Raw genomic sequence first — 21772 nt, 5'->3', positions numbered from 1 at the left:
CCGCACTGGGGGAGGGATGCGTGCCGGATAGGTGGTTCGACCCGCGGGAGGGCGCGCGCCAGGAAAGGTCGCCCGAACCTCGTTCGCAGCGCCCGCCGCTGCCGTCTCACCGCTCACCGCTACCATCACCCCATGAGCGGTGAGATCGAGATCGGGCGTTCCAAGCGCGCGCACCAGGCCTACTCCTTCGAGGACATCGCCCTCGTCCCCTCCCGGCGCACCCGGGACGTCCGTGATGTGCGCGTCGGCTGGCAACTGGACGCCTACCACGTCGACCTGCCCGTCATGGCCGCCCCCATGGACTCCGCGATGGCGCCGCGGACGGCGATCGCCGTCGGCGGCCTGGGAGGCATCGGCACCCTTGACCTGGAGGGCCTGTGGACCCGTTACGAGGACCCGGCCGATGCCTATGCGCGCATCCGCTCCGCCGCTCCCGAGGAGGCCACGCGCGTCCTTCAGGACGTGTACTCGCGGCGCGTGGACCACGCCCTCATCGCCGAGCGCGTCTCGGAGCTGCGAGCCTCCGGCGCCGTCGTCGCGGGCAGGCTCAGCCCCAACCGCACCCTCGAGCACTGGCGCGCCGTCATCGAGGCCGGCGTGGACCTGCTCATCATCCGCGGCTCCACCGTCTCGGCCGAGCACGTCTCCGGCGCCAAGGAGCCGCTCAACCTCAAGCGCTTCATCTACGAGCTCGACGTGCCCGTCGTCGTCGGCGGGGTGACCACCTACACGGCGGCCCTCCACCTCATGCGCACCGGGGCCGCCGGGGTCCTCGTGGGCCAGGGAGGTGGGGCATCCTCCTCCATCCGCCAGGTCCTCGGCCTCCACATGCCCATGGCCACCGCAGTCGCCGACGTCGCCGCCGCCAGACGCGACTACATGGACGAGTCCGGGGGCCGCTACGTCCACGTCATCGCCGACGGCGGGGTCGGCAACTCCGGCGACGTCGTCAAGGCCATCGCCTGCGGGGCCGATGCCGTCATGCTCGGCGCGGCGCTCGCCCGGGCGGCCGAGGCGCCGGGCGGAGGCTACCACTGGGGCCCGGAGGCCTACCACGACCGGCTCCCGCGCGGCTACCGCACGCATGTGGGCACCGTGGGAACCCTCGAGGAGATCCTCAACGGCCCCTCGGACCGCGCCGATGGCACGCTCAACATCATGGGCGCCCTGCGGCGCACCCTGGCCACCACCGGCTATGGCGACGTCAAGGAGCTTCAGCGCGCCCAGATCGTCGTCGCCCCCTACATGCCATCCGTGACTGATCCCACGAGAGACATGCCGCGGAGGAGCAAAACGGATAGGCTGTGACACGTTCAGCGGGATCGCTGCACACCATCAGGACGCTGCGCCCGCGCGCCTGTCCCTCATCCTAAGGAGCACCACTATGGCTCAGGTCACCGCCACCATCGCCTCCAAGGTCGGTCTTCACGCCCGTCCCGCCGCCACCTTCGTCAAGGCCGTCGCCGAGAAGGGCGTCCCCGTCACCATCGCCAAGGAGGGCGGTGCGCCGGTCGACGCCTCCTCCATCCTCGGCGTCATGACCCTTGGCGCCGGTTTCGGCGATGTCGTCACCCTGGCCTCGGACGCCGACGGCGCTGACGCCGCCCTGGCCGAGCTCAAGGCCCTCCTCGAGACCGACCTCGACGCCTGAGGCGCTCTCGCATCTTGCGCCTGCGGGGCGCCCCTCCCGAAGCGGAGGGGCGCCCCGCAGGTTCGGGGGCGCCGCCGGGGAACCGCCATCGCCCGGTAGGGTGTGCGCCATGACGATCATCGCCGCCGCGGACGGCTCGGCCCTCGGCAATCCCGGACCCGCCGGCTGGGCATGGTACGTGAGCGACGACTGCTGGGCGGCCGGCGGCTGGCCCGAGTCCACGAACAACCGGGGCGAGCTCACCGCCGTCCTCGAGCTCCTGCGGGCGACCGCCGCCGCCGGATTGGAGGGCGAGGACATCCTCATCCAGGCGGACTCCCAGTACGTGATCAACTCCCTGACCAAGTGGCGCCACGGCTGGAAGAGGCGCGGCTGGCGCAAGGCCGACGGCAAGCCGGTCCTCAACGAGGACCTCATGCGCGCCCTGGACGGGGCCCTGGCAGGTCGGCAGGTGCGCTTCGAATGGGTGAGGGGGCACGTGGGCCATCCCATGAATGAGGCCGCCGATGCCCGTGCCCGCGCCGCCGCCACCGCCTACCAGCGGGGCGGCGCGGTTCCCAGCGGGCCGGGCTGGCCCTGCGCCGGCTCGCCCGCGCGGCCGGTCGGAGCGCCCGGCGCCTCTGCGGCTCCCACCGGGACGTCCGCCGAAAAATCCGCTGCGGTGCCCGGTGCCACTGCCGCCCGACGCGCCCGCTTGCGCGCCGAGCGAGGCACCCTCTTCTGAGGCCCCGACCGCTCCGCCCGGAGCAGCGGCCCCCGGCGCCCGAGGGCGCTCGCGCGGGGGAGCCTGCGCGGTCTCATGTGGACCGGGCGCCCGGGTAGGTACCAGCAGGCCCGGCCGCAGCGGGGTGCTGCGGCCGGGCCCGTTCGAGGAGCGCTGTTGCCGGCGCCAGGGAGGCCTCAGATCAGCCTTGAACCAGAGTCATCGCTTGGCGCGCGATGGCGAGCTCCTCGTTGGTGGGAACCACAAGTACGGTGACAGTGGATTCCGGAGTCGAGATGATACGCGCCTCAGCCGAGTGGAGAGCATTCGCCTCGCCGTCGATCCGCATTCCCATGTAGGCGAGGCGCTCGCAGAGCTCGGCGCGGAGGTTGGCGTCATTCTCGCCGATGCCCGCGGTGAAGGTGAGGGCCTCGAGGCCGCCCATGACGGCAGTGTAGGCGCCGACGTACTTGACCAGGCGGTGCAGGTAGATGTCCATGGCCTCGCGTGCCTGGGACTCCCCGGCGTTGATGCGGGCCCAGACGGCGCGCATGTCATTGTCCCCGGCCAGGCCCTTCATGCCGGACTCGCGGTTGAAGAGGTGGTCGATTTCGTCCACGCTCTTGCCGGCCACACGGGTCAGGTGGAAGACGGCGGCGGGGTCGATGTCGCCGGTGCGCCCGCCCATGACGAGGCCCTCCAGCGGCGTCAGACCCATGGAGGTCTCGACCGCGTGAGCGCCGACGACGGCGGAGGCGGAGGCGCCGTTGCCCAGGTGGAGGACCACCTGCTTGAGGTCGTCGCGGCCCAGCATGTCGGCGACGACGCCGGAGACGTACTGGTGGGAGGTGCCGTGGGCGCCGTAGCGGCGGATCTCGTAGGCGTCGGCCACCTCCCGGTTGAGGGCGTAGCGGGCGGCCTCCTCGGGCAGGTCCTGGAAGAACGCGGTGTCGAAGACGGCGACGTGCGGAACATCGGAGAGGAGCTTGCGGCCCACCTCGATGCCCTTGAGGTGGGCGGGGTTGTGCAGGGGGCCGAGCGGCACGAGCCTCTCGATGGTGGCCACGACGTCGTCGTCGATGAGCGCCGGACCGGAGAAGTGCTTGCCGCCCTGGACGACGCGGTGGCCCACGGCCACGATGTTCGCCTCGGTGAGCGTGGGACCCTTCTCATCGAAGAGGCGCAGCACCTCGGTCAGGCCGGCGCCGTGATCGGCCACGGGCCCGGTCAGTTCGGTGACGTCCTCGCCGTGCTTGTGCTTGATGGCGCCCTCGGGCTCGCCGATGCGCTCGACGAGGCCGGAGGCCAGGGAGGCCCCGGAGTCCGGGTCGACGAGCTGGTACTTGATGGAGGAGGAACCGGAGTTGATGACGAGGACGGTTCGGGTGGTCATATCTGCCTTTCGTGGGGGAGGGGAGGAGGGGAAGCCGCGACGGACCGGTCAGCCCTGGGCCTGGACCGCGGTGATGGCCACGGTGTTGACGATGTCCTCGACCAGCGCCCCGCGGGACAGGTCGTTGACGGGCTTGTTGAGGCCCTGGAGGATCGGGCCGACGGCGACGGCGCCCGATGAGCGCTGCACAGCCTTGTAGCCGATGTTTCCGCTGGACAGGTCCGGGAAGATGAAGACCGTGGCCTTGCCTGCCACCGCCGAGTCAGGGGCCTTCTTCGCCGCGACCGTCGGGTCGATGGCGGCGTCGTACTGGATGGGGCCCTCGACGGCGAGTTCGGGCGCCTTGGCGCGCACCAGCTCGGTGGCCTCGCGGACCTTGTCCACGTCCGCGCCCTGGCCGGAGGTCCCGGTGGAGAAGGACAGCATCGCCACGCGCGGCTCGACGCCGAACTGGCGGGCGGTCTGCGCGCTGGAGATGGCGATATCGGCGAGCTGCTCGGCGGTGGGCTCGGGGTTGACGGCGCAGTCGCCGTAGACGAGGACGCGGTCCTCCAGGAGCATGAGGAAGACCGAGGAGACGATGGAGGTTCCCGGCTTGGTCTTGATGATCTGGAAGGAGGGGACGATCGTGTGGGCGGTGGTGTGGGCGGCGCCGGAGACCATGCCGTCGGCGTCCCCCATGTGGACCATCATGGTGCCGAAGTAGGAGACGTCCTGCACCTTCTCCCGGGCCTCCTCCAGGGTGACGCCCTTCTTGGCGCGCAGGCGGGCGAACTCGGCGGCGTACTTCTCCAGCAGCTCGGGGTCCGAGGGCGAGACGACGCGCGCCGCGGAGATGTCCAGGCCGAGCTCGGCGGCGCGCGAGCGGACCGCGGTCTCATCACCGAGCAGGACGATGGCGGCGATGCCCCGGCGCAGGATGGCGTCGGCGGCCTCCAGGACGCGGTCGTCGTCGGGTTCGGGCAGGACGATCGTCGTGGTGCGGGCCTTGGCGTGCTCCACCAGCTCGGCCTGGAACATGATGGGGGTGACGACATCGGAGGGCTCGACCTCGAGGGCCGCCATGAGGGAGGCGATGTCCGCCTCCTGCTCGAAGGCGGTGATGGCGACGTCCAGCTTGTGCTTCGAGGCGGTGGCCAGGTAGCCCTTGACCGAGCCGGCTGCTGAGGCGGCGGCGTAGGTGTCCAAGGGCGAGGTGATGATCGGCAGGGTCAGCCCGAGGCCCTTGACGATGCTCAGGGCGTGCGGGGCGACGTTGAAACCGCCGTTGAGCACGAGGCCCGACAGGGTGGGGAAGGTGGAGGAGGCCTGGGCGGCCGCCAGGGAGATGAGCACGGCCGAGCGGTCGGCCGGTACGATGACGAGCTGGCCTTCCTTGAGATGGTCCAGGAGGTGGGAGACGTCCATAGCGCCGATGAGGACGGACTCCGCCTCGCGCTCCAGCAGGGCGGGATCCCCGGAGATGAGGGTGCCGTCCACCGCGCTCAGGATCTCCCCGACCGACGGGGCGGACAGGAGCGGCACCTCGGGGAGGGTGGAGGCGGTGACGCCCTCGATGCCGCCCAGAGTCTCGGCGATCGCCCGGCGGGAGGCCTCGGGGCAGCGGTTGGCCAGGACGGCGGCGGTGCGCCCGAGGTTGTCGGAGATCTCCGCCATGGAGACCTCGACGCTGGCCCGTACCTCCTCGGGAGCCCCGGCGCCGGAGACGACCAGGAGCATGGGGGCGCCGATATTGGCGGCGACGCGCGCGTTGAAGGACAGCTCCGGGTTGCCCGCGACGTCGGTGAAATCGGAGCCGTCGATGATGACGACGTCGTGCTCGCGGGCAACGGCGCGGTAGGCGTCGACGATCCGGGGCAGCGCCTCCTCGGGGTCGGCGTGGAACTCGTCCCAGGTGACGCCGATGCACTGCTCGGCGGGCAGCGAGGAGCCGGAGTGGGTCAGGAGGAGGTCGAGGAAGGTGTGCTCGGCGCGAGAATCCACGAAGGGGCGGAAGACGCCGACTTTGGCGACGACCTTGGCGAGTACGTTGACCAGGCCGAGGGCCACGGTCGACTTGCCGGTTCCTGCGTTGGGGGATGCGATGTAGATGCTGCGCGCCACGGTGCTGGTCCTTCTCTCATCTCGACGTCGAGCGGCGGCGCCGGGCGGCGGCCGGCGCTCATGACCGATTGTGCCCCTCTCCGCGCCCGAGGACGACCAAAGTCCCTTAAACGCGCGCCTCCGGGCTGTGGGAACACCCACAGGCCGCTCATGGGGCTGGGGTGGGGGATCAGGCGACGAGGGGCAGGGCCGCCACGACGGTGAGGACCATGACGACGGGGTCGAAGACGCGCTGCGGCATGCGGTCGGCCAGGAGCCTGCCGGCCAGGGCTCCCACCAGCACCGCCGGGATGAGGACCGCTACGAGCGCCAGGGCGTCCACATGGATGATCCCCAGGGCGATGCTGAAGGGGAGCTTGGTGAGGTTGACCAGGAAGAAGAACCAGGCGGTCGTGCCCAGGAAGGCTTTGACCGGGTAGCGGCAGGCCAGGAAGTACAGACTCGTCACGGGCCCGCCCGCGTTGGCGACCATCGTGGAGAAGCCCGCGAGCGCCCCGTAGACCATGCGGGCGGTGGGCGAGGAGCCGGCCCTGGAGGCCGAGCCCGTGCCGCCCCTCGATGATGCTCCCGCGCTCGTGGCCCGGGACCTGGCGCCGGTTCGGTACCGACCGCGAGCGCGCTGCGCGAGGGTGATGACGATGAGGACGATCAGCAGCCAGCCGATGACGCGGCGCATGAGATCGTCGGAGGCCACGCGCAGGAAGAGCGCGCCGATCAGCACGCCGCAGGCGACGGCCGGCACGAGCCGCTTGAGCATGGTGGCGTCGGCGTCGCGGCGGTAGGCCCAGATGGCGGGCAGGTCCCCGGTCAGGAGCAGCAGGAGCATGACGCCGGTGGACTCCTTGGCGGGGAGCACCTGGGCGAATATGGCCACGGCGATCGTGGTGACGCCGGGCAGGGCGGTCTTGGACAGGCCCACGAGCAGGGCGCTGACGATGAGCAGGGCCCACGCCGATGTCGGCCCCATGGTGACGGCGTCGGGGAGGGGGCCGACGGCGGGCGCGGCTACGAGCGCTCGGGGGAGGAGAAGTGCGTCGCGCATAGCCGGCCCGCCGTCGGGTGAGAAGGGGTTGATCAGGGGAACGAGTAGGACACTACGCCCTGGTCGCAGTGCCGTCAGAGCTTGGCGGCGGCCGCCAGGAGGTTCGAGGCGGAGAGCTTGAGGCCCTCCACGTTGCCGTACTCGGCGTCCTCGTGCTCGATGTTGACGTTCATCTCCGGGGCGACCTGCTCGATGGCGCGCAGGAAGTCGGCCCAGTAGTCGGTGTCGTGCCCCAGGCCGAGGGCGACGAAGCGCCAGGCCGGGTCCTCGGGCCAGGCGTTGCACCAGTAGCCGTAGGCCACCGGGACCTTGCCCTCGGCATCGGCGGCGACGTGGCCGAAGTCGGTGTCGAGCACGCCGCGATAGGCGGCTCCGGGGAAGATCTTGGTGTCCTTGGCGTGGACGTGCCCGATGAGCCCACCCAGGCGCTTGGTGGCCGCGATGGGATCCATCTGCTGCCAGAAGAGGTGCGAGGGGTCCATGTTCACCTTGATGTTGGTGGCCCCGGTCTCCTCGATCAGCCTCTCGAAGGAGGGCACGTTGAACACGAGGTTGCGCGGGTGGAGCTCCAGGCAGACCTGCACGTCGTTGTCCCGGGCGAGGGCGTCGATCTCCTTGAAGAAGGGCACGACGACGCTCCACTGGTAGTCCAGGATCTCCATGTCTATGCCGTTCCAGGGGTTGACCACCCAGGTGGGGTACTTGGCGGTGGGGTCGGTGCCCGGCGTGCCGGACATCGTGACGATCTCCCCCACGCCCAGAGCCCCGGCCAGGCGGATGGCGTTGCGGATGTCCTCGGCGTGCTTGAGACCCTCATTGGCCAGCGGTGAGGTGGGGTTGCCGGAGGTGTTGAGGCCCGAGAGCCTCATGCCGCGCTCGGAGAAGAGCCCGAGGTAGTCCTCCCGGGCGGTCTTCGAGGCGAGCAGGGCGTCCACGGGGCAGTGGGGCGAGGGGATGAAGCCCCCGACGTTGACCTCCGCACCGGTGAGCCCCGCCTCCTTGAGGACGTCGAGGGCGGCGGTCAGGGGGCGGTCGGACAGGCAGGCGGTGTAGGCGCCGTAGGTGAGTGCCATGGTGGGTGATCTCCTTCGATCAAGAGGTGAGCGGGCGGGGGCCGGGCGGGGCTCAGAAGGCTGAGACGTCCACCTCGGAGCCGCCGTTGGCGGCGGAGCGGGCGACGGCGTCGGCGATGCGCATCTCGCGGTAGCCGTCTGCGAAGGTCGCGCAGGGCGGCAGGGCGCCCTCGCCGGTGGCGCCGGCGACCTGCTGGAGGAAGGCATAGGCCTGGTAGGTGAACTGCTCGATCTGGGTCAGGCCCACCCCGCCGAAGGCCATCGAGGACCCGCGGGCGAAGTAGGGGAAGTCCGGGTTGACCAGCACCCGTCGCGCCCCGCCCAGGCCGGTGGGGGAGTTGACGTCGTCGATCTTGATCTCACCGCAGCGGGCGAGGTCCCAGGAGGCACGGCCCTTGGAGCCCAGGACGTCCACCATGAGGGAGTTGGGCAGTCCCCATGCCACGCGCGAGCAGGAGAAAGTGCCCACCGCGCCGCTCGCGAAGCGCGCCGTGAAGGTGGCGACGTCGTCGTTCTCCACGTCCTCGTGGGCTGCGTCGGCGGTGTCCAGGGCTGTGCCGCGGGTGACGTGGCCGCTGGCGACGGGGCGCTGCTTGATCGAGGTCATCATGGCCGCGCCGGAGACGCTGACCAGCGGTCCGCAGATGGTCTCGGCGGTGTCGATGAGGTGGCTCCCGACGTCGCCCAGGGCGCCCGAGCCCATGGGGCCCTTGTAGCGCCAGGCCATGGGGGTGGCGGGGTCGGCGCCGTAGTCGCACCAGTAACGGGCGTCGAAGTGGTTGATCTCGCCGAGGTGCCCGCTGTCCACGAGCTTGGCGAGCTCGGCGACGGCGGCGTTGCGCCGGTAGGTGAAGCCTGTCGCGGTGACGACGCCGGCGCTCCTCTCGGCCTCGGCCATCGCCCTGGCGTTGTCGAGGGTGTCCGCGAGCGGCTTCTCGCACAGGACGTGCTTGCCGGCCCTGATGAGGGCCTCGGCGATCTCCCGGTGCAGGGCATTGCCCACCACGATGGATACAATGTCGATATTGGGGTCGTCGGCGATGGCCCGCCAGTCGGTGACGGCCCTCTCGTAGCCGTAGCGCTCGGCGGCGTCGACGGCGAAGGGCTCGTAGGCGTCGGCGATGGCGGCCAGGCGGACCTTGGGCAGGCCGAGGTCGTAGACGGTGCCGACCTGACGCCATGCGTTGGCGTGGGTGGTGCCGGCCATGCCCGCGCCGATGACGGCGACGGAGAGCGGGGCGGATGATGCGCTCATGAGTGTGCCTTCCTGTCCTCTTTGACGGATGCTCGATGGGGGCAGACCCCGTAATTCACGCGCGTGAATCGGTGCTGGCAATGTTGTCATCGGAGCGTTCCCCTGTCAAGGGCGTGGCTGGAGACCCGCGCTTCCCGACCGGACATGAGCGCGGCTCCGCCGGTCGGCTCGCCCGTCGCGCCGCTATCGCGCCGATGAGGAGCGGATGGCGAGAGTGGGGGCCAGGACCACGCTGCGCGCCGGCTCGTCGGCGGCCAGGGGATCCTGGGTCCCCAGTCCCGCCCGCTGGCAGATGAGCTCGATGGCCCGTGCCGCCATGACGGGCTCGGGCTGGTTAACGCTCGTCAGCGAGAACTCCTCTCGCTGGGCCAGGTAGGTGTTGTCGTAGGAGGCGATGAGCACGGGGGCGCCCTGACTGCGCCGCGCGGTGCGCAGGGCGGCGACGGCGTCGATCGCCAGGACGTCGTTGTGCATGACCAGGCCCAGTGGTTCGGGATGCGTGCTCACGGCGGCCCGCACGGCGGGTCCCGCCCCGTCGGCGCAGCCGTAGGCGGTCAGCGGCAGGCCCGCATCCCTCGCGGCGTCGGTCAGGGCGATCTCCCGCTCATGGCGGGAGGTCTCGTCGCCCGTCCGGGGGCGCACGTAGACGAGCGACGACGCCCCCCGCTCGCGCAGGTGGTCCGCGACGAGGCCGGCCGCCGCCCGCTCATCGATGTGCACGGCGTCGATCCTGCCGCCGGGGCTCCTGCGCCCGATGACGCAGGTGGCGACCTCCTCGCCCACGGCAACCACGTCCTGGCCGGTCAGCCATGGCGAGACCATCGCGATCCCCGCCACTCGCACGCCCAGGAGGGAGTCGATCGCCCGGTGGAGCGCCACCGGGTCCTCCGAGCCCACGGTGACGAACAGCGTCATGCCGCGCTGGGAGGCGGCCTCGTTGAGGCACTTGGCCATGCGCTCGAAGAAGGCGTTGCGCAGGTTGGGCAGCACCAGCCCGATGATCGACGAGCTCTGCCGCGCCAGCGAGGAGGCCGCCACGTTGACGCGGTAGCCCAGGTCCCGGGCGACCTCCTCGATGCGCTCGCGCGTCTGGCGGGCCACCCTCGGTGATCCGGCGAGAGCCAGGGAGACCAGCGAGCGGGAGACGCCCGCGGCGAGCGCGATATCGCTCTGCGTGGCGGGGCGCTGGCTCATACGGCTCCTGACTGGCGGCTGCGTGCGAGCGCAGTCTAGCCGGGGCCGTGGGGCGCTCGCCCGCGGTGGGGCGGCCCGGCTCACGCGTAGCGCCGCTGGAACTCCTCCTCCAACTCCTCCAGGGAGGAGTGCTTCGTCTCCGGGACGTTGCGGTACATGTAGATGACCGCGATGACGTTGATGAGTGAGAAGGCCAGGTAGGTGATGACCGGCCCGAGTTTGTCCATCATGATGGGGAAGAGGAAGGTGATGATCGCGTTGACCACCCACAGGCACAGCACCGCGAAGCCCATCGCCGCCCCGCGCATGCGCGCCGGGAAGAGCTCGGACATGATGACCCAGGTGCCGGGGGCATTGCCGCCCTGCATGAAGAGCATGTAGAAGATGATGACCGTCACCACGAGGTAGGGGATCATCGTGGGCATGGTGTCCACGATGTTGCCGGCGTCGTCGCGGTGGGGGTTGATGTCGAACAGGAAGACGGCGGTCATGACCCACAGCATGACGGTCAGGCCGATGGTGCCGCCCAGGAGGACACCGCGCCGCGAGAAGCGCAGCAGGAGCCACAGGCCGAGCGAGGAGCCGAGCACCGAGGCGATGCCGGTGAGCACCGTGAGCGTAATGGCGGACTCCGTGCCGAAGCCGGCGCTCTGCAGGATCTTCGGGGCGTAGTACATCATCGTGTTCACGCCCGTGGTCTGGTTGAACACGCCCACGAGCACGCCGATGACGAGGAGCTTGCGCGTCCATCGGATCTGGAAGCAGCGCGACAGGCTCCAGTGCTCGGTGCCGGCCTCGCGGCGGTTGAGCATGATCATCTCGTCGATCTCCCCGGCGATGTCGTCATCGGGCTTGCGCACGCGCTTGAGCTCCGCGATGGCCTGGATGTAACGGGCTTGGGAGGCGTGCCAGCGGGAGGACTCGGGCATCATGCGCATGCCCAGCCACAGTGCGACGGCGGGGATGGAGCAGATGACGAGCATGTAGCGCCAGGTGCTGCCGGTGCCGCCGTCGACGGCGATGGCGTCCTGGACGCCCTTGAGGACGTCCCAGCTGTAGGACTTGCCGACCTCGACGGCCTGCTCGACACCGTCGATCCTGACGGTGGTGCCGGGCTCCACGGAGGTGATGGTGGCCTCGGGGCCCCCGGTGATCCTGGCGATGGCGGCGTTGATGGCGAAGGCGAGGAACTGGCCGGTGACGATCATGAGCTGGTCGATGCCCACGAGGGTGCCGCGGATGGATCTCGGCGCGGTCTCGGCCAGGTAGACCGGCACGGTGGCGGAGGCGCCGCCCGCGCAGCCGATGAGGAGGATGGCACCCCCGTCCGGACACCGGATGGGGGCGCCATCCTCGGCCGCGGCCGGCGCGAGTGGCGCGGATGCGGCCGTCAGGGGGCGGGCGCCTCGGGGCGGGATCACGCCTTCAACAGTGCGCTCTCGATGTAGGCGCGCGCTTTGCGGGCGTACTCCAACGGGTTGGCGATGGCCGGGTCCTGCTCGGCCTCCACGAGGATCCAACCGTCGTAGCCGTGGTCCACGAGGAAGCGGTAGGGCTCGGTGAAGTCGATCGTGCCGTCCCCGGGTACCGTGAACATCCCGGCCAGGAAGGAGTCGAGGAAGGAGCGGTTGGCGGCCCTCGACTCCGCCATCCTCTCCGGGCGCACGTCCTTGAAGTGGACGTGCTTGATGCGGTCGATGCAGGCCTGGAGGAGACCCATGACATCGCCGTCGCCCACATAGGCGTGCCCGGTGTCGAACAGGAGCGAGACCTTGGCCGGGTCGGTCGCCTCCATGAGGCGGATCGTCTCGGCCTTGGTCTGGACGACGGTGCCCAGGTGGTGGTGGTAGACGAGTTCCAGGCCGTGGGCGTGCGCGATGTCGCCCAAGCGGTTGAGGCCATCGGCCAGGAGGTCCCACTCCTCGTCGGTCAAGGTGGGCTTATTGGTGAAGATGCAGACATCGCGCTTGCCCTGCACCGAGCCGGTCTGCTCGGAGACCACCACGCGGGTGGCGCCCAGGTACTCCAGGTGGGAGCAGGTGGCCTCGAAGTCCGGGATGACGGTCTCGATGCCGTCGCGCACGATGAAGGAGGAGAACCACTGGGCGACGATCTTGATCCCCCGGGCCTCGGAGGCGGCCTTGACCTCCTCCTTGGGCGGGAAGAAGCCAGCGCACTCGGTGCCCCGGTAGCCGGTGTCGGCCAGGTCGAGGAGCATGTCCTCCAGGGTGTTGAAGGCGCCGACCTCGGGGATGTCGTCATTGCGCCAGGTGATGGGGTGCATGCCCCAGGTGATGCCATGGGGGTCGGTGATGGCGGTGGTGGGGTCGAGGGTGAAGGACATCGTTGCTCCTTTTCGCGGGGGTGCTTCCGGGCGCCGTCGGTGGCGGCCGGGCGGGCTCGCGAGGAGGGCCTCGCGAGCCCGCTGCGGCAGGTGTGCCGCAATGTCAGGACAATTGTGGGGTCTTCTAGCGGCCGCGGGGCCGTCAGGAGTAGCGCTTCTCCATCTCGTGCTCGATCTGCTCCAGGGACTTGCCGGAGGTCTCCGGCATCATCTTGAGCAGGATGAGGGCGATGACGAGGTTGAGCACGCCGTAGATCGTGTAGGTGATCCCTCCGCCCAGGGTCTCCATCATGTGCGGGAAGGTCCAGGTGATGATCGCGTTGGCGATCCACATGCAGAACACGGCGGTACCGTTCATGATGCCGCGGACGTTCGCGGGGAAGATCTCGCCGAGCATCGTCCACACGACGGTCCCGTTGGAGGACTGGACGATGAGCATGAACACGGACATCAGGCCCAGGATGAGGAAGGCCGCCCAGGACGGCGGGCGCGTGCCGTTGTCCATGTGCGGGGCGATGAACAGGGCGAAGGTGGCGGCGATGCCCAGCAGGCAGATGCCGACGCCGGTGACATCGGCGATGAGGATCTGGCGGCGGCGGAAGCGCATGATGAGCCAGATGCCGATCGCCGAGCCGATGACGCTCATGACGCCGTTGGCCACCTGGGCGATGATCGCCGAGGAGGAGGACATGCCGGCGTACTCCAGGACCTTGGGCGCGTAGTACATGACCGTGTTGACGCCCGTGGTCTGGTTGACGATCGCCAGGAAGATGCCGACGAGCATGAGCTTGCGCAGCCAGGGGGTGCTCCACACGTGGCCCAGCCCCAGGCGCTTGGACTGAAGCTCCAGCTCGCTCTGGCGGGCCTCGGCGATCTCCATGAGCTCGTCCTCCAGGGGGCCGTCCTTGGCCTCGTCGCGCACCCGCTTGAGGGCGCCGATGGCGTCGTAGAGGCGCTCCTTGGCTACGTACCAGCGGGAGGACTCGGGCATGAGGCGGATGCCGATCCACAGCGCGACGGCCGGGAGGGAGCACAGGACGAGCATGTAGCGCCAGGTCTCGCCGTTGCCGTGGGAGATGACGAGCTGGTTGAGGAACTCGTGGTACTCGGCCGATGACAGCGTCCCGCCTTGGGAGGCTTGGAGGCGGGCGAGGTTGTCGAAGGACTGCTCGCCGAGGCTGACCAGCCCCGAGCCCGAGGGGTCCGCCTCGATGGTGATCCTCGGGCCGCCCCTGGCCGCGCTGATGGCGGCGTTCATGGCGAAGGCGAGCAGCTGGCCGGTGACGATCATGAGCTGGTCGATGGCGACGATGGAGCCGCGGATGCGCTTGGGCGCGGTCTCGGCCAGGTAGACCGGGACGGTGGCGGAGGCGCCTCCCACGGCCAGGCCCAGCACGAAGCGGGCGACGTACATCAGCCAGATGTTGGGCGCGGTGGCAGTGCCGATCGCGCCCAGGAGGAAGACGATGGCCAGGATCGTGATGTTGTGGCGGCGCCCATAGCGGTCGGACAGGCGCCCGCCGAAGAGCGCGCCGAGGGCCGCGCCGATGAGCAGCGTGCCGCCGATCGCGCCCTCCTGGCCGCTGGTGAGCTGGAGTCCGGCGGCGTCATGGGGCATGTACATGTAGGGCAGCGCCCCGGAGATGACGCCGGTGTCGTAGCCGAAGAGGAGCGAGCCCAGTGTGGCGACGGCGGCGACGGCGCCGATGCCGCGGTGCTTGCCCGACGGCGGGGTCTCGGCCACGGCCTGGCGCATCTGGTCCTTGGTGATGCCCCTCAGGGAGAGGCCGGTACTGGTTTGACTCATGGGTGGTTTCCTTGGGTGGTTGGCGAGCGTGCCAGGGAATTGCGAGATGGGCGGGATCGCCCGGGTGGTCCCCGGCCCGGCGACGATGCCGGGGAGCCGTCGGCGGAGGACCGCCGGGGGACTGGGGGCCGAGGCTCAGCGGTCGAAGGTCGTTGCGCCGTCGATGCGCGCCACCTCGTGCCACTGGCCGTCGGCGGCGGAAGCCACGATGGCCTCGTCCACCTCCGCCGCGCACCAGGCGTCCGCCGCCGAGGGGGCGATCTGGGCTCCCGTGGCGATGGATTCGATGAACTGGGCGGCCTCGATGGACTTCATGTCGTCGAAGCCCATGGAGGTGCCGATGGCCGGCTGGTAGCGGTGCCACTGGCCCCACGCGGGGTTCGCCATGGCCCGGGTGTAGCCGTGGGCGGGGCCGCCGTCGATGCCCACGCAGACCTCGAGCTCGTTGAGGCGCTCGAAGTTCCATCGGGCCGATCCCTGCGTGCCGTAGACCTCGACGACGTACTCGGCGCGAGGTCCCACGGACACGCGGGAGGACTCCATCGTGCCGATCGTGCCGTCGTCGAAGCGCACGAGCATGGCGACGTAGTCCTCGTTCTCCACAGGGCCGACCTCGTCGCCGATCTCGAAGCCGGAGTGGCCGATGCCCATCTTCGTGGGGATGGGGCGCTCAGTGATGAAGGTACCGGTGGCCGCCGAGACCGAGGCGATCCGACCGACGACGTACTGGGCGAGGTCCGCCCCGTGGCTCATGAGATCGGGGACGACGCCGGCGCCCGCCTTCTCGCGCGAGGCGCGCCAGGTGAGCGGGCCCAGCGGCGAGGCGTTGTAGTCGGCGATGAACCACACGCGCACATTGGTGATGCGGCCCAGCTCGCCCGACCGCACCAGGTGGCGCATGTACTCGATGGCCGGAGTGTGGCGGTAGTTGAAGCCGACGGCGCTCACGAGTCCCGCGGCCTCGGCCGCCTGGGCGATCTCCTTGGACTGCCGGGCGCTGACCCCCATGGGCTTCTCGATCCAGAAGGGCTTGCCCGCCTCGATGGCGGCCATGGCCATCTCGTGGTGCAGGAAGTTGGGGGAGCAGATGGATACGGCCTCGACCTCCGGATCGGCCAGCAGTTCGCGGTAGTCGGCGTAGGCGCGCTCGAATCCGAGGTCCTCGACGGCGTTCGCGCGGGCCTCCTCGATCGGGTCGGCGGCGGCCACGAGCCGGGGGGCGATGCCGAGCTCGGGGAAGCGCTCGGGCAGGGACCGGTAGGAGCGGGCGTGGAGGCGCCCCATCCAGCCCAGGGATATCACACCGATCCCCAGGGGTTTCTTCGAACTCATCTGACTTCCTTCTTCTTTCCGACGTCTCTGTCACGAAATGGCGGAGCGATGCTGGTAACGCGCGTCATCGCAGCGTTGTCCGGACAATAGCAGGAAGTGTGGCGGCTCCGCAAGGAGTCCCCGCCCCTCCCACCGAGACCGGTCGAAAATAGGAACGAGACCGGTTCGGAGCCGTTCCCAGCCCAGTCGCGGACAGGCATGACGGGGACTCGCGCCAGCGGCGACGAACGCGGCCCTGTCGCGGGCCCGTGCGAGAGGAGGGCCGGGGCGCACGGGCGAGAGAGGGGGCTGGTCAGGCCGGTACTGCCGGCGCCGTCGACGCCCGGATGACGAGACTCGGGGCGATCGTGGCGACGCCGGGGGGCGGGCCCATGCCGGTGAGCATCCCCACGGCCGCCCTCGCCAGTGCTGCGGGGTCCTGGTCGACGCTCGTCAGGGAGAACTCCGGGCGCGAGGCCAAGGGCGTGTTGTCGTAGCTGACCAGTGGAAGGCGCGCGCCCCGCTGGTACAGGGCCGCGGCGACGTCGATGGCCAGCAGGTCGTTGTAGGCCACGATCGCTGCGGGGCCCGGCGCGCCGGCGAGAGCCGAGTCCAGGGCTGGCAGCGCGCCGTCCTCGCAGGCGGCCGAGGCGAAGGACATCCCGTGCTCCTGAGCGGCCGCGCGGCAGGCGAGACCGCGATCGTCGACGAGCCGCTCATGCAGGATCCGTGCCGGAATCAGGTAGGCGATATGCCGGGTGCCGAGCCCCGAGAGGTGCTCCATGACCTGGTTGGCCGCGCTCGTCTCGTCCATATGGGCCGTCGCCACGACGTGCCCGGGCAGGGCGCGGTCCAACAGGCACACCGGCAAACGACTCCCCAGGCGCTCCAGGGCCTCGGGCCCCATGCGCGTGCCCGGAAGGATGAGACCGGCGGGACGCATCCGCAGGGCGTCGGCGATCGTGCTCTCCTCCAGGCGCGCTTCGAGATCGGAGACGAGCACCACCAGGCTGTGGCCCACCCCGGAGGCCTCCCCGCGGACATGGCGCACCAGGATGTCGAAGAAGGGGTTGTCCAGGTAGGGGAGCACGATGACGAGGCGGCTGGAGCGGCGCGCGGCCAGTTGTGCCGCCGCGCCGTTGGGCTGGTAGTCGAGGTCCCGGGCCGCCTGGAGGATCCGCTCACGGGTGCGCTCGGACATCCGCCCGCCGCCCTTGAGAGCCAGGGAGACGAGCCCCCGGGACACGCCGGCCGCCCGCGCTACGTCGGACTGGGTCGCGTGCTCCCGCGGCGCGCCGTCGGGCATCGCCATATCCTCCTCCCCGCGGTCCGCGCCGCCCCGGCCCGGGGCCGCACCTGGGCGGACGATCGATCGGCCCGGGACGGGGCCCGGGCGTCCTCACGAGGCCAGGATACGATCGGGCGGCCCCGACAGGGGCGAGCCGACCGGCGATCCTCGAGCAGGACGGAGCCCCAATGACCACAGGCCGTGACGGACGCGTCACGATCTCCACGGTGGCGGCGCGCTGCGGGCGCTCGATCTCCACCGTCTCCGCGGCGCTCAACGGCGCGGCCGGCGTCGCGCCCGCGACCCGCGAGGAGATCCTGGCCGTGGCCGCTGAGCTCGGCTACAACGCCGACCCCCGGGCACGCCTCCTGCGGCAGCGGCGCACCGGTCTCATCGGCGCCAGCTTCGACATCAACCAGGCCTTCCAGGGCGGCATCATCGATGGCCTCTACCGCAGTTGCTCCCAGCACGGGCGCTCCCTCGTGCTGGCGGCCTCGACCCCGCACCGCGATGAGGCCGAGGGGCTGCGCTCCCTGCTCACCGAGCGCTGCGAGGGGCTCATCCTCGTCGACCCCTGGGTGGGGCACGACATCGTCGCCGACGCCGCCGCGCGCGTGCCGGTGGTCATGGTGTGCCGGGAGTCGGGACTGCCGAACGCCGACCTCGTGCGCTCGCGCGACGATGTGGGCATCACCGCGCTCGTCGATCATCTCGTGCTCACCGGGCGCCGTCGGATCACCCATATCGATGGCGGAGGGGCGAGCTCGACCCCCATGCGCCGCGCCGCATTCCTCGCGGCCATGGCCGAGCACGGCCTGGGCGACCGGGCGCGCGTGCTCGACGGCGGCTCCGACGAGGAGTCCGGCACGCGCGCCGTGCGCGTCCTCCTCGACGCCCGCGCCCTGCCCGACGCGATCCTGTGCTTCAACGACCACCAGGCGATCGGCGCCCTCATGGAGCTGCGCCGGTGCGGGGTGCGCGTGCCGGAGGATATCGCGGTCACCGGCTATGACGGCATTCCCGCCACCGGGCTGACGGCCTTCTCCGTGACCACCATCGAGCAGGACGCGCTGCTCCTGGCCGAGGTCGCCGTGCGGGCCCTGGTCGCGCGCATGGAGGCGCGCGAGTCCGGCGGGGGAACGGGGGTTCGCGGCGCGGGAGCCCCCGCGGTGGCGCCCCCGACGATGCCCGACGTCGTCGTCCAGGAGCGCCCCGAGGGCGGGCTGCTGTACTCAGTGATGCCCCGGCTCGTCATGCGGGGGACCAGTCAGGCCGCTCCGGCCGCGCATACCGCCCGGGCCCCGCGCTGAGCCCGGCCCCGGCGGGCGCGTCCTGGTGATGACGAGCGGCGGGCGCCGCCACCCCCTGAGGACATGGGAGGCGACGGCGCCCGCCGGGATGCCCCGCCTGAGCGGGGCCGCGGCGGCTCAGTCCAGGCGCACGGGCTGGCCGGACTGGGCGGAGGTCGTGGCGGCCTCGGCCAGTCGCAGGGCCTTGATGGCGTCGTCGATGCTCGTGGGCGGGGCGGTGCCCGCCTCGACGGCCTCGATGAAGGCGGAGAGCTCCAGGCGGTAGGCGTCGGCGTAGCGCTCCAGGAAGAAGTCGAGGTACGGCTCCTGGGCGTCGGTCACCTCCGCGTTGGACAGGCGCACGGTGGTGGCGCGGATGTTCTCGGCGAACAGGGCGCCGTCGCGGCCCGAGGCCTCCAGGCGCTGGTCGTAGCCGGAGGCGCAGTGGCGGTTGTTGATGATGGTCGCAACGGCCCCCGAGGCGGCCTTGAGGGTGACGACGGCGGCGTCGAAGTCACCGGTGGCCTTGATGTCCTCGTCGAGGTTCTGGCCGACGGCGTGGACCTCGACGATGTCGCCCAGGAAGAAGCGGGCCATGTCGAAGTCGTGGATCGTCATGTCGCGGAAGATGCCGCCGGAGACCTTGATGTACTCCACCGGCGGGGCGGCGGGGTCGCGGCTGATGATGGTCAGCTGCTCCAGCGCGCCGATGCGGCCGTCGGCCACGGCGGCGCGCGCCGCCGCGAAGGAGGGGTCGAAGCGGCGGTTGAAGCCGAACATGACGGGGGTCGTCACGGCGTCGAGCTCGGCGCGGGCGGCCTCGACGTCCTTCATGTCCAGGGCGATCGGCTTCTCACACAGGACCGCCTTGCCGGCCTTGGCGGCTGCGAGGAGGTGGGGGATGTGCAGGGGGGTGGGGGAGCCGACGACGACGGCGTCGACGTCCGGGTCGGCGAAGACCTCATCGGCCTCCTTGCACGAGCGGGCCCCGTAGAGGGCGGCGAGGTCCTCGGCGGCTGTGCCCATGGGATCGCAGACGAGGGCGAGCTCGGCCTGCGGGTGGGCGGCGATGGTCTTGGCGTGGACGTGGCCGATGCGGCCGGCGCCGATGACGGCGATTCTGAGCATTGTTGTTCTTTCTGCTGTGTGTCAGGGGTGGGGCGGGGTCGGCCGGGGAAGGGCTCTCACCGCCTCCCCGGCCGACTCGCGCTCACGGCTTGGGCATGATGACGTCGCGGACCAGGGCGTCCAGGTCGGCATCGGCCTGGAGGAACCCGCGCAGCGTGTTGACCGTGGCGCCGAAGGTGTCGAACTCCGCCGGGGTCATGCCGTCGGGCTCGTAGGCCCGCACGAACTCGGGGATGCCGAGCAGCGTCTTCATGATCGCTTCGTCGACGGGGACATCCAGGCGGTTGGCGGGCTTGTAGTCCGACTTGTTGATGATCTCCTGCCACTTGAAGGGCGGGGAGATGACGACGTCGCCGCCGACGAGCTCGGACCAGTGCATGACGTTGCGGAAGGCCGCGGCGAGCATCCGGGCGCGCAGGCCACGGGCCTGGAATTCGGCGTGGGCGCGCTTGAAGGCGGCGATGCCGGCCCACTCCAGGTGGCCGGGGTCGAGGAAGAGGCCTTCCTTCTTGGCGACCGTCTTGATCCAGTCGTCGAGGCGGCCGACCATGAGGGTGACGACCGGGCCCATGGTGGAGGTGTCCAAGCCCTCGGCCTCTCGGCGCTTGAGACCGCGCTCGATGGCCTCGCCGGTGGCCACGGCCTGGGGGACCGAGAAGGAGACGGTGACATTGACCGACACGCCGCGGTAGGTGGCGTCCTCGATCGCCTCGATGCCCACCGAGGTGGCGGGGATCTTGACGATGATGTTCTTGGTCAGCTTGGAGAACTCCTCGGCCTGGTCGGCCAGGGCCTTGGCGGAGCGGGCCAGACGGGGGTCGGTCTGCATGGAGAGGCGGCCGTTGCGGCCCTTGTGCTCCTCGAAGGCGGGCTCGAGGAGCTTGGCGGCCTCGAGGCTCAGCTCGCGCACGACTTGCCAGCCGATCTCCGACTCGGAGGCCTCGGGCATCATCTCGGCGAGCTCGGCGATCCGGGGGAGCCACACGTCCCTGCGCTGGTTGATGCACGTGAAGGCGATGGTCGGGTTGCAGGTGGCGCCCACGCCTCCGAAGGAGATGGACTGGCGGAGCTCGTCGGGATCCGCTGAGTCGTTCCACAGCGCCGTGGGGAAGTTCTGAGCGGCCTCGAGAAGTGGGCCGGGTGTGTGTTCGATGGTCATCTGCTGCTCTCCTGGTCGGGTTCCCACAGTGTTCAACCGCAGTCGCCTGGCGGCGTTGCCTGGCTGCGGGTCCTATTCAAGCCGACGCCGTCGCCCCTGTCAACCGATTGTCCAGACAAATCTCTTCATCGAGACCGGTCGAAAATAGGAGTGAGACCGGTCCGCGGACCGGTCTCACTCCTATTTTCGACCGGTCTCGCATGTGGGAGGGGTGATGGGGAGGTGGGATCAGGTGGAGAAGAGGGTGGTGGTGAAGGAGTAGCGGGAGGCGCGGTAGACGTGGGTGCCGTACTCGATGACCCGGCCTGAGGTGTCATAGGTGGTGCGCGTGGCGGTGAGCAGGGCGGCGCCGCGCTTCTCCCCGAGCATCCTCGCCTCGGGGGCCGTGGCGGGGCGGGCGCCGATGGTCTGGTGCGCCGTCGTCGGGATGATCTGCTCGGCGCGCAGGAGGTCGTACAGGCCTCCGGCGGACAGGGCCTCCCGGGAGGGGCAGATATCGGCCGGGATGAGATTGGTGAGCACTGCGATCGGCTCGCCGTCGGCCGTGCGCAGGCGCGACAGGCGCACGATCGGGGTCCCCTCGGCCACCTCCAGGCTCGTCGCCTCGGCGGCGTCCGCAGGGTGCTCGTCGTGGTCCAGGACTTCGGTGGATACCTTGTGGCCCGCGGACTCGAGGTCGGAGTGGAGGCTCGTGAGCTCCATCGGGCGGCGGACCCGCGTGGGGGAGACCAGGGTTCCCACGCCCCGCCTGCGGGTGAGCAGTCCCCGGTCCACGAGCCGCTGGAGCGCCTGACGGGCCGTCGGGCGGGAGACCGCGAGCCTTTTGGCCATCGACAGCTCGTCCTCCAGGCGCGTGCCCACGGGCAGCTCGCCGTTCAGGATCGCCTCCGCGATCGGTTCGGAGATCTGGAAGTAGAGCGGAACGGGGCTCTTGCGGTCCAGTTGGATGTCGACGACGCGCGGCGCCCTGTCCTGGGTGGAGGGGGTGTGCGACGGCGTGGGGCTCGGATCGGGCATGATCGGCGTTCTCTG

The 21772-nt window shown here is 70.5% G+C and carries 18 protein-coding genes; 4 read left to right on the top strand and 14 right to left on the bottom strand.

Annotated elements, in window-relative coordinates; all coding sequences use genetic code 11:
- The first annotated feature begins 132 nt into the window (after positions 1–132).
- From B6G06_RS06940 to B6G06_RS06930, 3 genes are all read left to right on the top strand, one after another.
- The gene (locus B6G06_RS06940; protein ID WP_081171694.1) at positions 133–1308 is read left to right on the top strand and encodes a GuaB3 family IMP dehydrogenase-related protein; all 1176 of its coding nucleotides are present in this window, start codon (positions 133–135) and stop codon (positions 1306–1308) included.
- A 76-nt stretch (positions 1309–1384) separates the two neighbouring features.
- A complete protein-coding gene (locus tag B6G06_RS06935; RefSeq protein ID WP_080461898.1) occupies positions 1385–1651 on the top strand; it encodes an HPr family phosphocarrier protein in 267 nt (88 codons plus the stop codon).
- Positions 1652–1760: 109 nt separating this feature from the next.
- Complete coding sequence (locus B6G06_RS06930) at positions 1761–2375, top strand: ribonuclease H family protein (RefSeq protein WP_081171692.1); 615 nt, start codon at positions 1761–1763, stop codon at positions 2373–2375.
- 181 nt (positions 2376–2556) lie between these two features.
- Here the strand turns inward: B6G06_RS06930 and B6G06_RS06925 are convergent, their stop codons facing one another.
- From B6G06_RS06925 to B6G06_RS06875, 11 genes are all read right to left on the bottom strand, one after another.
- Positions 2557–3747, bottom strand: coding sequence for an acetate/propionate family kinase (locus B6G06_RS06925; RefSeq protein ID WP_081171690.1), 1191 nt, complete (start codon positions 3745–3747; stop codon positions 2557–2559).
- Between the two features lie 48 nt (positions 3748–3795).
- Complete coding sequence (gene pta, locus B6G06_RS06920) at positions 3796–5850, bottom strand: phosphate acetyltransferase (RefSeq protein ID WP_080461895.1); 2055 nt, start codon at positions 5848–5850, stop codon at positions 3796–3798.
- 169 nt (positions 5851–6019) lie between these two features.
- Entirely contained in the window at positions 6020–6817 is a 798-nt protein-coding gene (locus tag B6G06_RS06915) for a sulfite exporter TauE/SafE family protein (protein WP_081172263.1), read from the bottom strand.
- 149 nt (positions 6818–6966) lie between these two features.
- Positions 6967–7965 carry a sugar phosphate isomerase/epimerase family protein gene (locus B6G06_RS06910; RefSeq protein WP_081171688.1) on the bottom strand — a complete coding sequence of 333 codons (999 nt, stop codon included), beginning with the start codon at positions 7963–7965 and terminating at the stop codon, positions 6967–6969.
- A 52-nt stretch (positions 7966–8017) separates the two neighbouring features.
- Positions 8018–9220, bottom strand: a complete 1203-nt coding sequence (locus tag B6G06_RS06905; protein WP_080461893.1) for a Gfo/Idh/MocA family protein — start codon at positions 9218–9220, stop codon at positions 8018–8020.
- 183 nt (positions 9221–9403) lie between these two features.
- Positions 9404–10414 (bottom strand): LacI family DNA-binding transcriptional regulator, encoded by a 1011-nt coding sequence (locus B6G06_RS06900; RefSeq protein WP_080461892.1) that lies wholly within the window; start codon positions 10412–10414, stop codon positions 9404–9406.
- Positions 10415–10494: 80 nt separating this feature from the next.
- Positions 10495–11835: an MFS transporter gene (locus B6G06_RS06895; protein WP_164505207.1), complete on the bottom strand. Its 1341-nt coding sequence runs from the start codon at positions 11833–11835 to the stop codon at positions 10495–10497.
- A complete protein-coding gene (gene iolE / locus B6G06_RS06890; RefSeq protein WP_080462070.1) occupies positions 11832–12758 on the bottom strand; it encodes a myo-inosose-2 dehydratase in 927 nt (308 codons plus the stop codon). The genes B6G06_RS06895 and iolE overlap by 4 nt, the downstream gene beginning before the upstream one ends.
- Positions 12759–12900: 142 nt before the next feature.
- Positions 12901–14565, bottom strand: coding sequence for an MFS transporter (locus B6G06_RS06885; protein WP_080461890.1), 1665 nt, complete (start codon positions 14563–14565; stop codon positions 12901–12903).
- Between the two features lie 135 nt (positions 14566–14700).
- The gene (locus B6G06_RS06880; RefSeq protein ID WP_081171684.1) at positions 14701–15897 is read right to left on the bottom strand and encodes a Gfo/Idh/MocA family protein; all 1197 of its coding nucleotides are present in this window, start codon (positions 15895–15897) and stop codon (positions 14701–14703) included.
- A 292-nt stretch (positions 15898–16189) separates the two neighbouring features.
- Positions 16190–17182: a LacI family DNA-binding transcriptional regulator gene (locus tag B6G06_RS06875; protein WP_080461888.1), complete on the bottom strand. Its 993-nt coding sequence runs from the start codon at positions 17180–17182 to the stop codon at positions 16190–16192.
- 170 nt (positions 17183–17352) lie between these two features.
- Between B6G06_RS06875 and B6G06_RS06870 the strand changes: the two genes are divergently transcribed.
- Positions 17353–18474, top strand: a complete 1122-nt coding sequence (locus tag B6G06_RS06870) for a LacI family DNA-binding transcriptional regulator (RefSeq protein ID WP_081171682.1) — start codon at positions 17353–17355, stop codon at positions 18472–18474.
- Positions 18475–18591: 117 nt separating this feature from the next.
- Here the strand turns inward: B6G06_RS06870 and iolG are convergent, their stop codons facing one another.
- The 3 genes from iolG to B6G06_RS06855 all read right to left on the bottom strand — a co-directional run bounded on the left by iolG (position 18592) and on the right by B6G06_RS06855 (position 21757).
- Positions 18592–19581 (bottom strand): inositol 2-dehydrogenase, encoded by a 990-nt coding sequence (gene iolG, locus B6G06_RS06865; RefSeq protein ID WP_081171680.1) that lies wholly within the window; start codon positions 19579–19581, stop codon positions 18592–18594.
- Positions 19582–19663: 82 nt separating this feature from the next.
- Entirely contained in the window at positions 19664–20740 is a 1077-nt protein-coding gene (locus B6G06_RS06860; protein ID WP_081171678.1) for a transaldolase family protein, read from the bottom strand.
- Between the two features lie 228 nt (positions 20741–20968).
- Positions 20969–21757, bottom strand: coding sequence for a GntR family transcriptional regulator (locus tag B6G06_RS06855; RefSeq protein WP_081171676.1), 789 nt, complete (start codon positions 21755–21757; stop codon positions 20969–20971).
- Positions 21758–21772: the final 15 nt, after the last annotated feature.

It is taken from the genome of Actinomyces gaoshouyii (genome assembly GCF_002076915.1).
Lineage (GTDB): Bacteria > Actinomycetota > Actinomycetes > Actinomycetales > Actinomycetaceae > Actinomyces > Actinomyces gaoshouyii.
Note: the sequence above shows the minus strand (reverse complement) of the source record. Positions and strands in the feature narration are given on the sequence as shown.

What these genes read in the sequence shown, in the direction of transcription:
- B6G06_RS06940 (WP_081171694.1), top strand. Translation starts at nt 133, where the DNA reads ATGAGCGGTGAGATCGAGATCGGGCGTTCCAAGCGCGCGCACCAGGCC.
- B6G06_RS06935 (WP_080461898.1), top strand. Translation starts at nt 1,385, where the DNA reads ATGGCTCAGGTCACCGCCACCATCGCCTCCAAGGTCGGTCTTCACGCC.
- B6G06_RS06930 (WP_081171692.1), top strand. Translation starts at nt 1,761, where the DNA reads ATGACGATCATCGCCGCCGCGGACGGCTCGGCCCTCGGCAATCCCGGA.
- B6G06_RS06925 (WP_081171690.1), bottom strand. Translation starts at nt 3,747, where the DNA reads ATGACCACCCGAACCGTCCTCGTCATCAACTCCGGTTCCTCCTCCATC.
- B6G06_RS06915 (WP_081172263.1), bottom strand. Translation starts at nt 6,817, where the DNA reads ATGGGGCCGACATCGGCGTGGGCCCTGCTCATCGTCAGCGCCCTGCTC.
- B6G06_RS06910 (WP_081171688.1), bottom strand. Translation starts at nt 7,965, where the DNA reads ATGGCACTCACCTACGGCGCCTACACCGCCTGCCTGTCCGACCGCCCC.
- B6G06_RS06905 (WP_080461893.1), bottom strand. Translation starts at nt 9,220, where the DNA reads ATGAGCGCATCATCCGCCCCGCTCTCCGTCGCCGTCATCGGCGCGGGC.
- B6G06_RS06900 (WP_080461892.1), bottom strand. Translation starts at nt 10,414, where the DNA reads ATGAGCCAGCGCCCCGCCACGCAGAGCGATATCGCGCTCGCCGCGGGC.
- iolE (WP_080462070.1), bottom strand. Translation starts at nt 12,758, where the DNA reads ATGTCCTTCACCCTCGACCCCACCACCGCCATCACCGACCCCCATGGC.
- B6G06_RS06885 (WP_080461890.1), bottom strand. Translation starts at nt 14,565, where the DNA reads ATGAGTCAAACCAGTACCGGCCTCTCCCTGAGGGGCATCACCAAGGAC.
- B6G06_RS06880 (WP_081171684.1), bottom strand. Translation starts at nt 15,897, where the DNA reads ATGAGTTCGAAGAAACCCCTGGGGATCGGTGTGATATCCCTGGGCTGG.
- B6G06_RS06875 (WP_080461888.1), bottom strand. Translation starts at nt 17,182, where the DNA reads ATGCCCGACGGCGCGCCGCGGGAGCACGCGACCCAGTCCGACGTAGCG.
- B6G06_RS06870 (WP_081171682.1), top strand. Translation starts at nt 17,353, where the DNA reads ATGACCACAGGCCGTGACGGACGCGTCACGATCTCCACGGTGGCGGCG.
- iolG (WP_081171680.1), bottom strand. Translation starts at nt 19,581, where the DNA reads ATGCTCAGAATCGCCGTCATCGGCGCCGGCCGCATCGGCCACGTCCAC.
- B6G06_RS06860 (WP_081171678.1), bottom strand. Translation starts at nt 20,740, where the DNA reads ATGACCATCGAACACACACCCGGCCCACTTCTCGAGGCCGCTCAGAAC.
- B6G06_RS06855 (WP_081171676.1), bottom strand. Translation starts at nt 21,757, where the DNA reads ATGCCCGATCCGAGCCCCACGCCGTCGCACACCCCCTCCACCCAGGAC.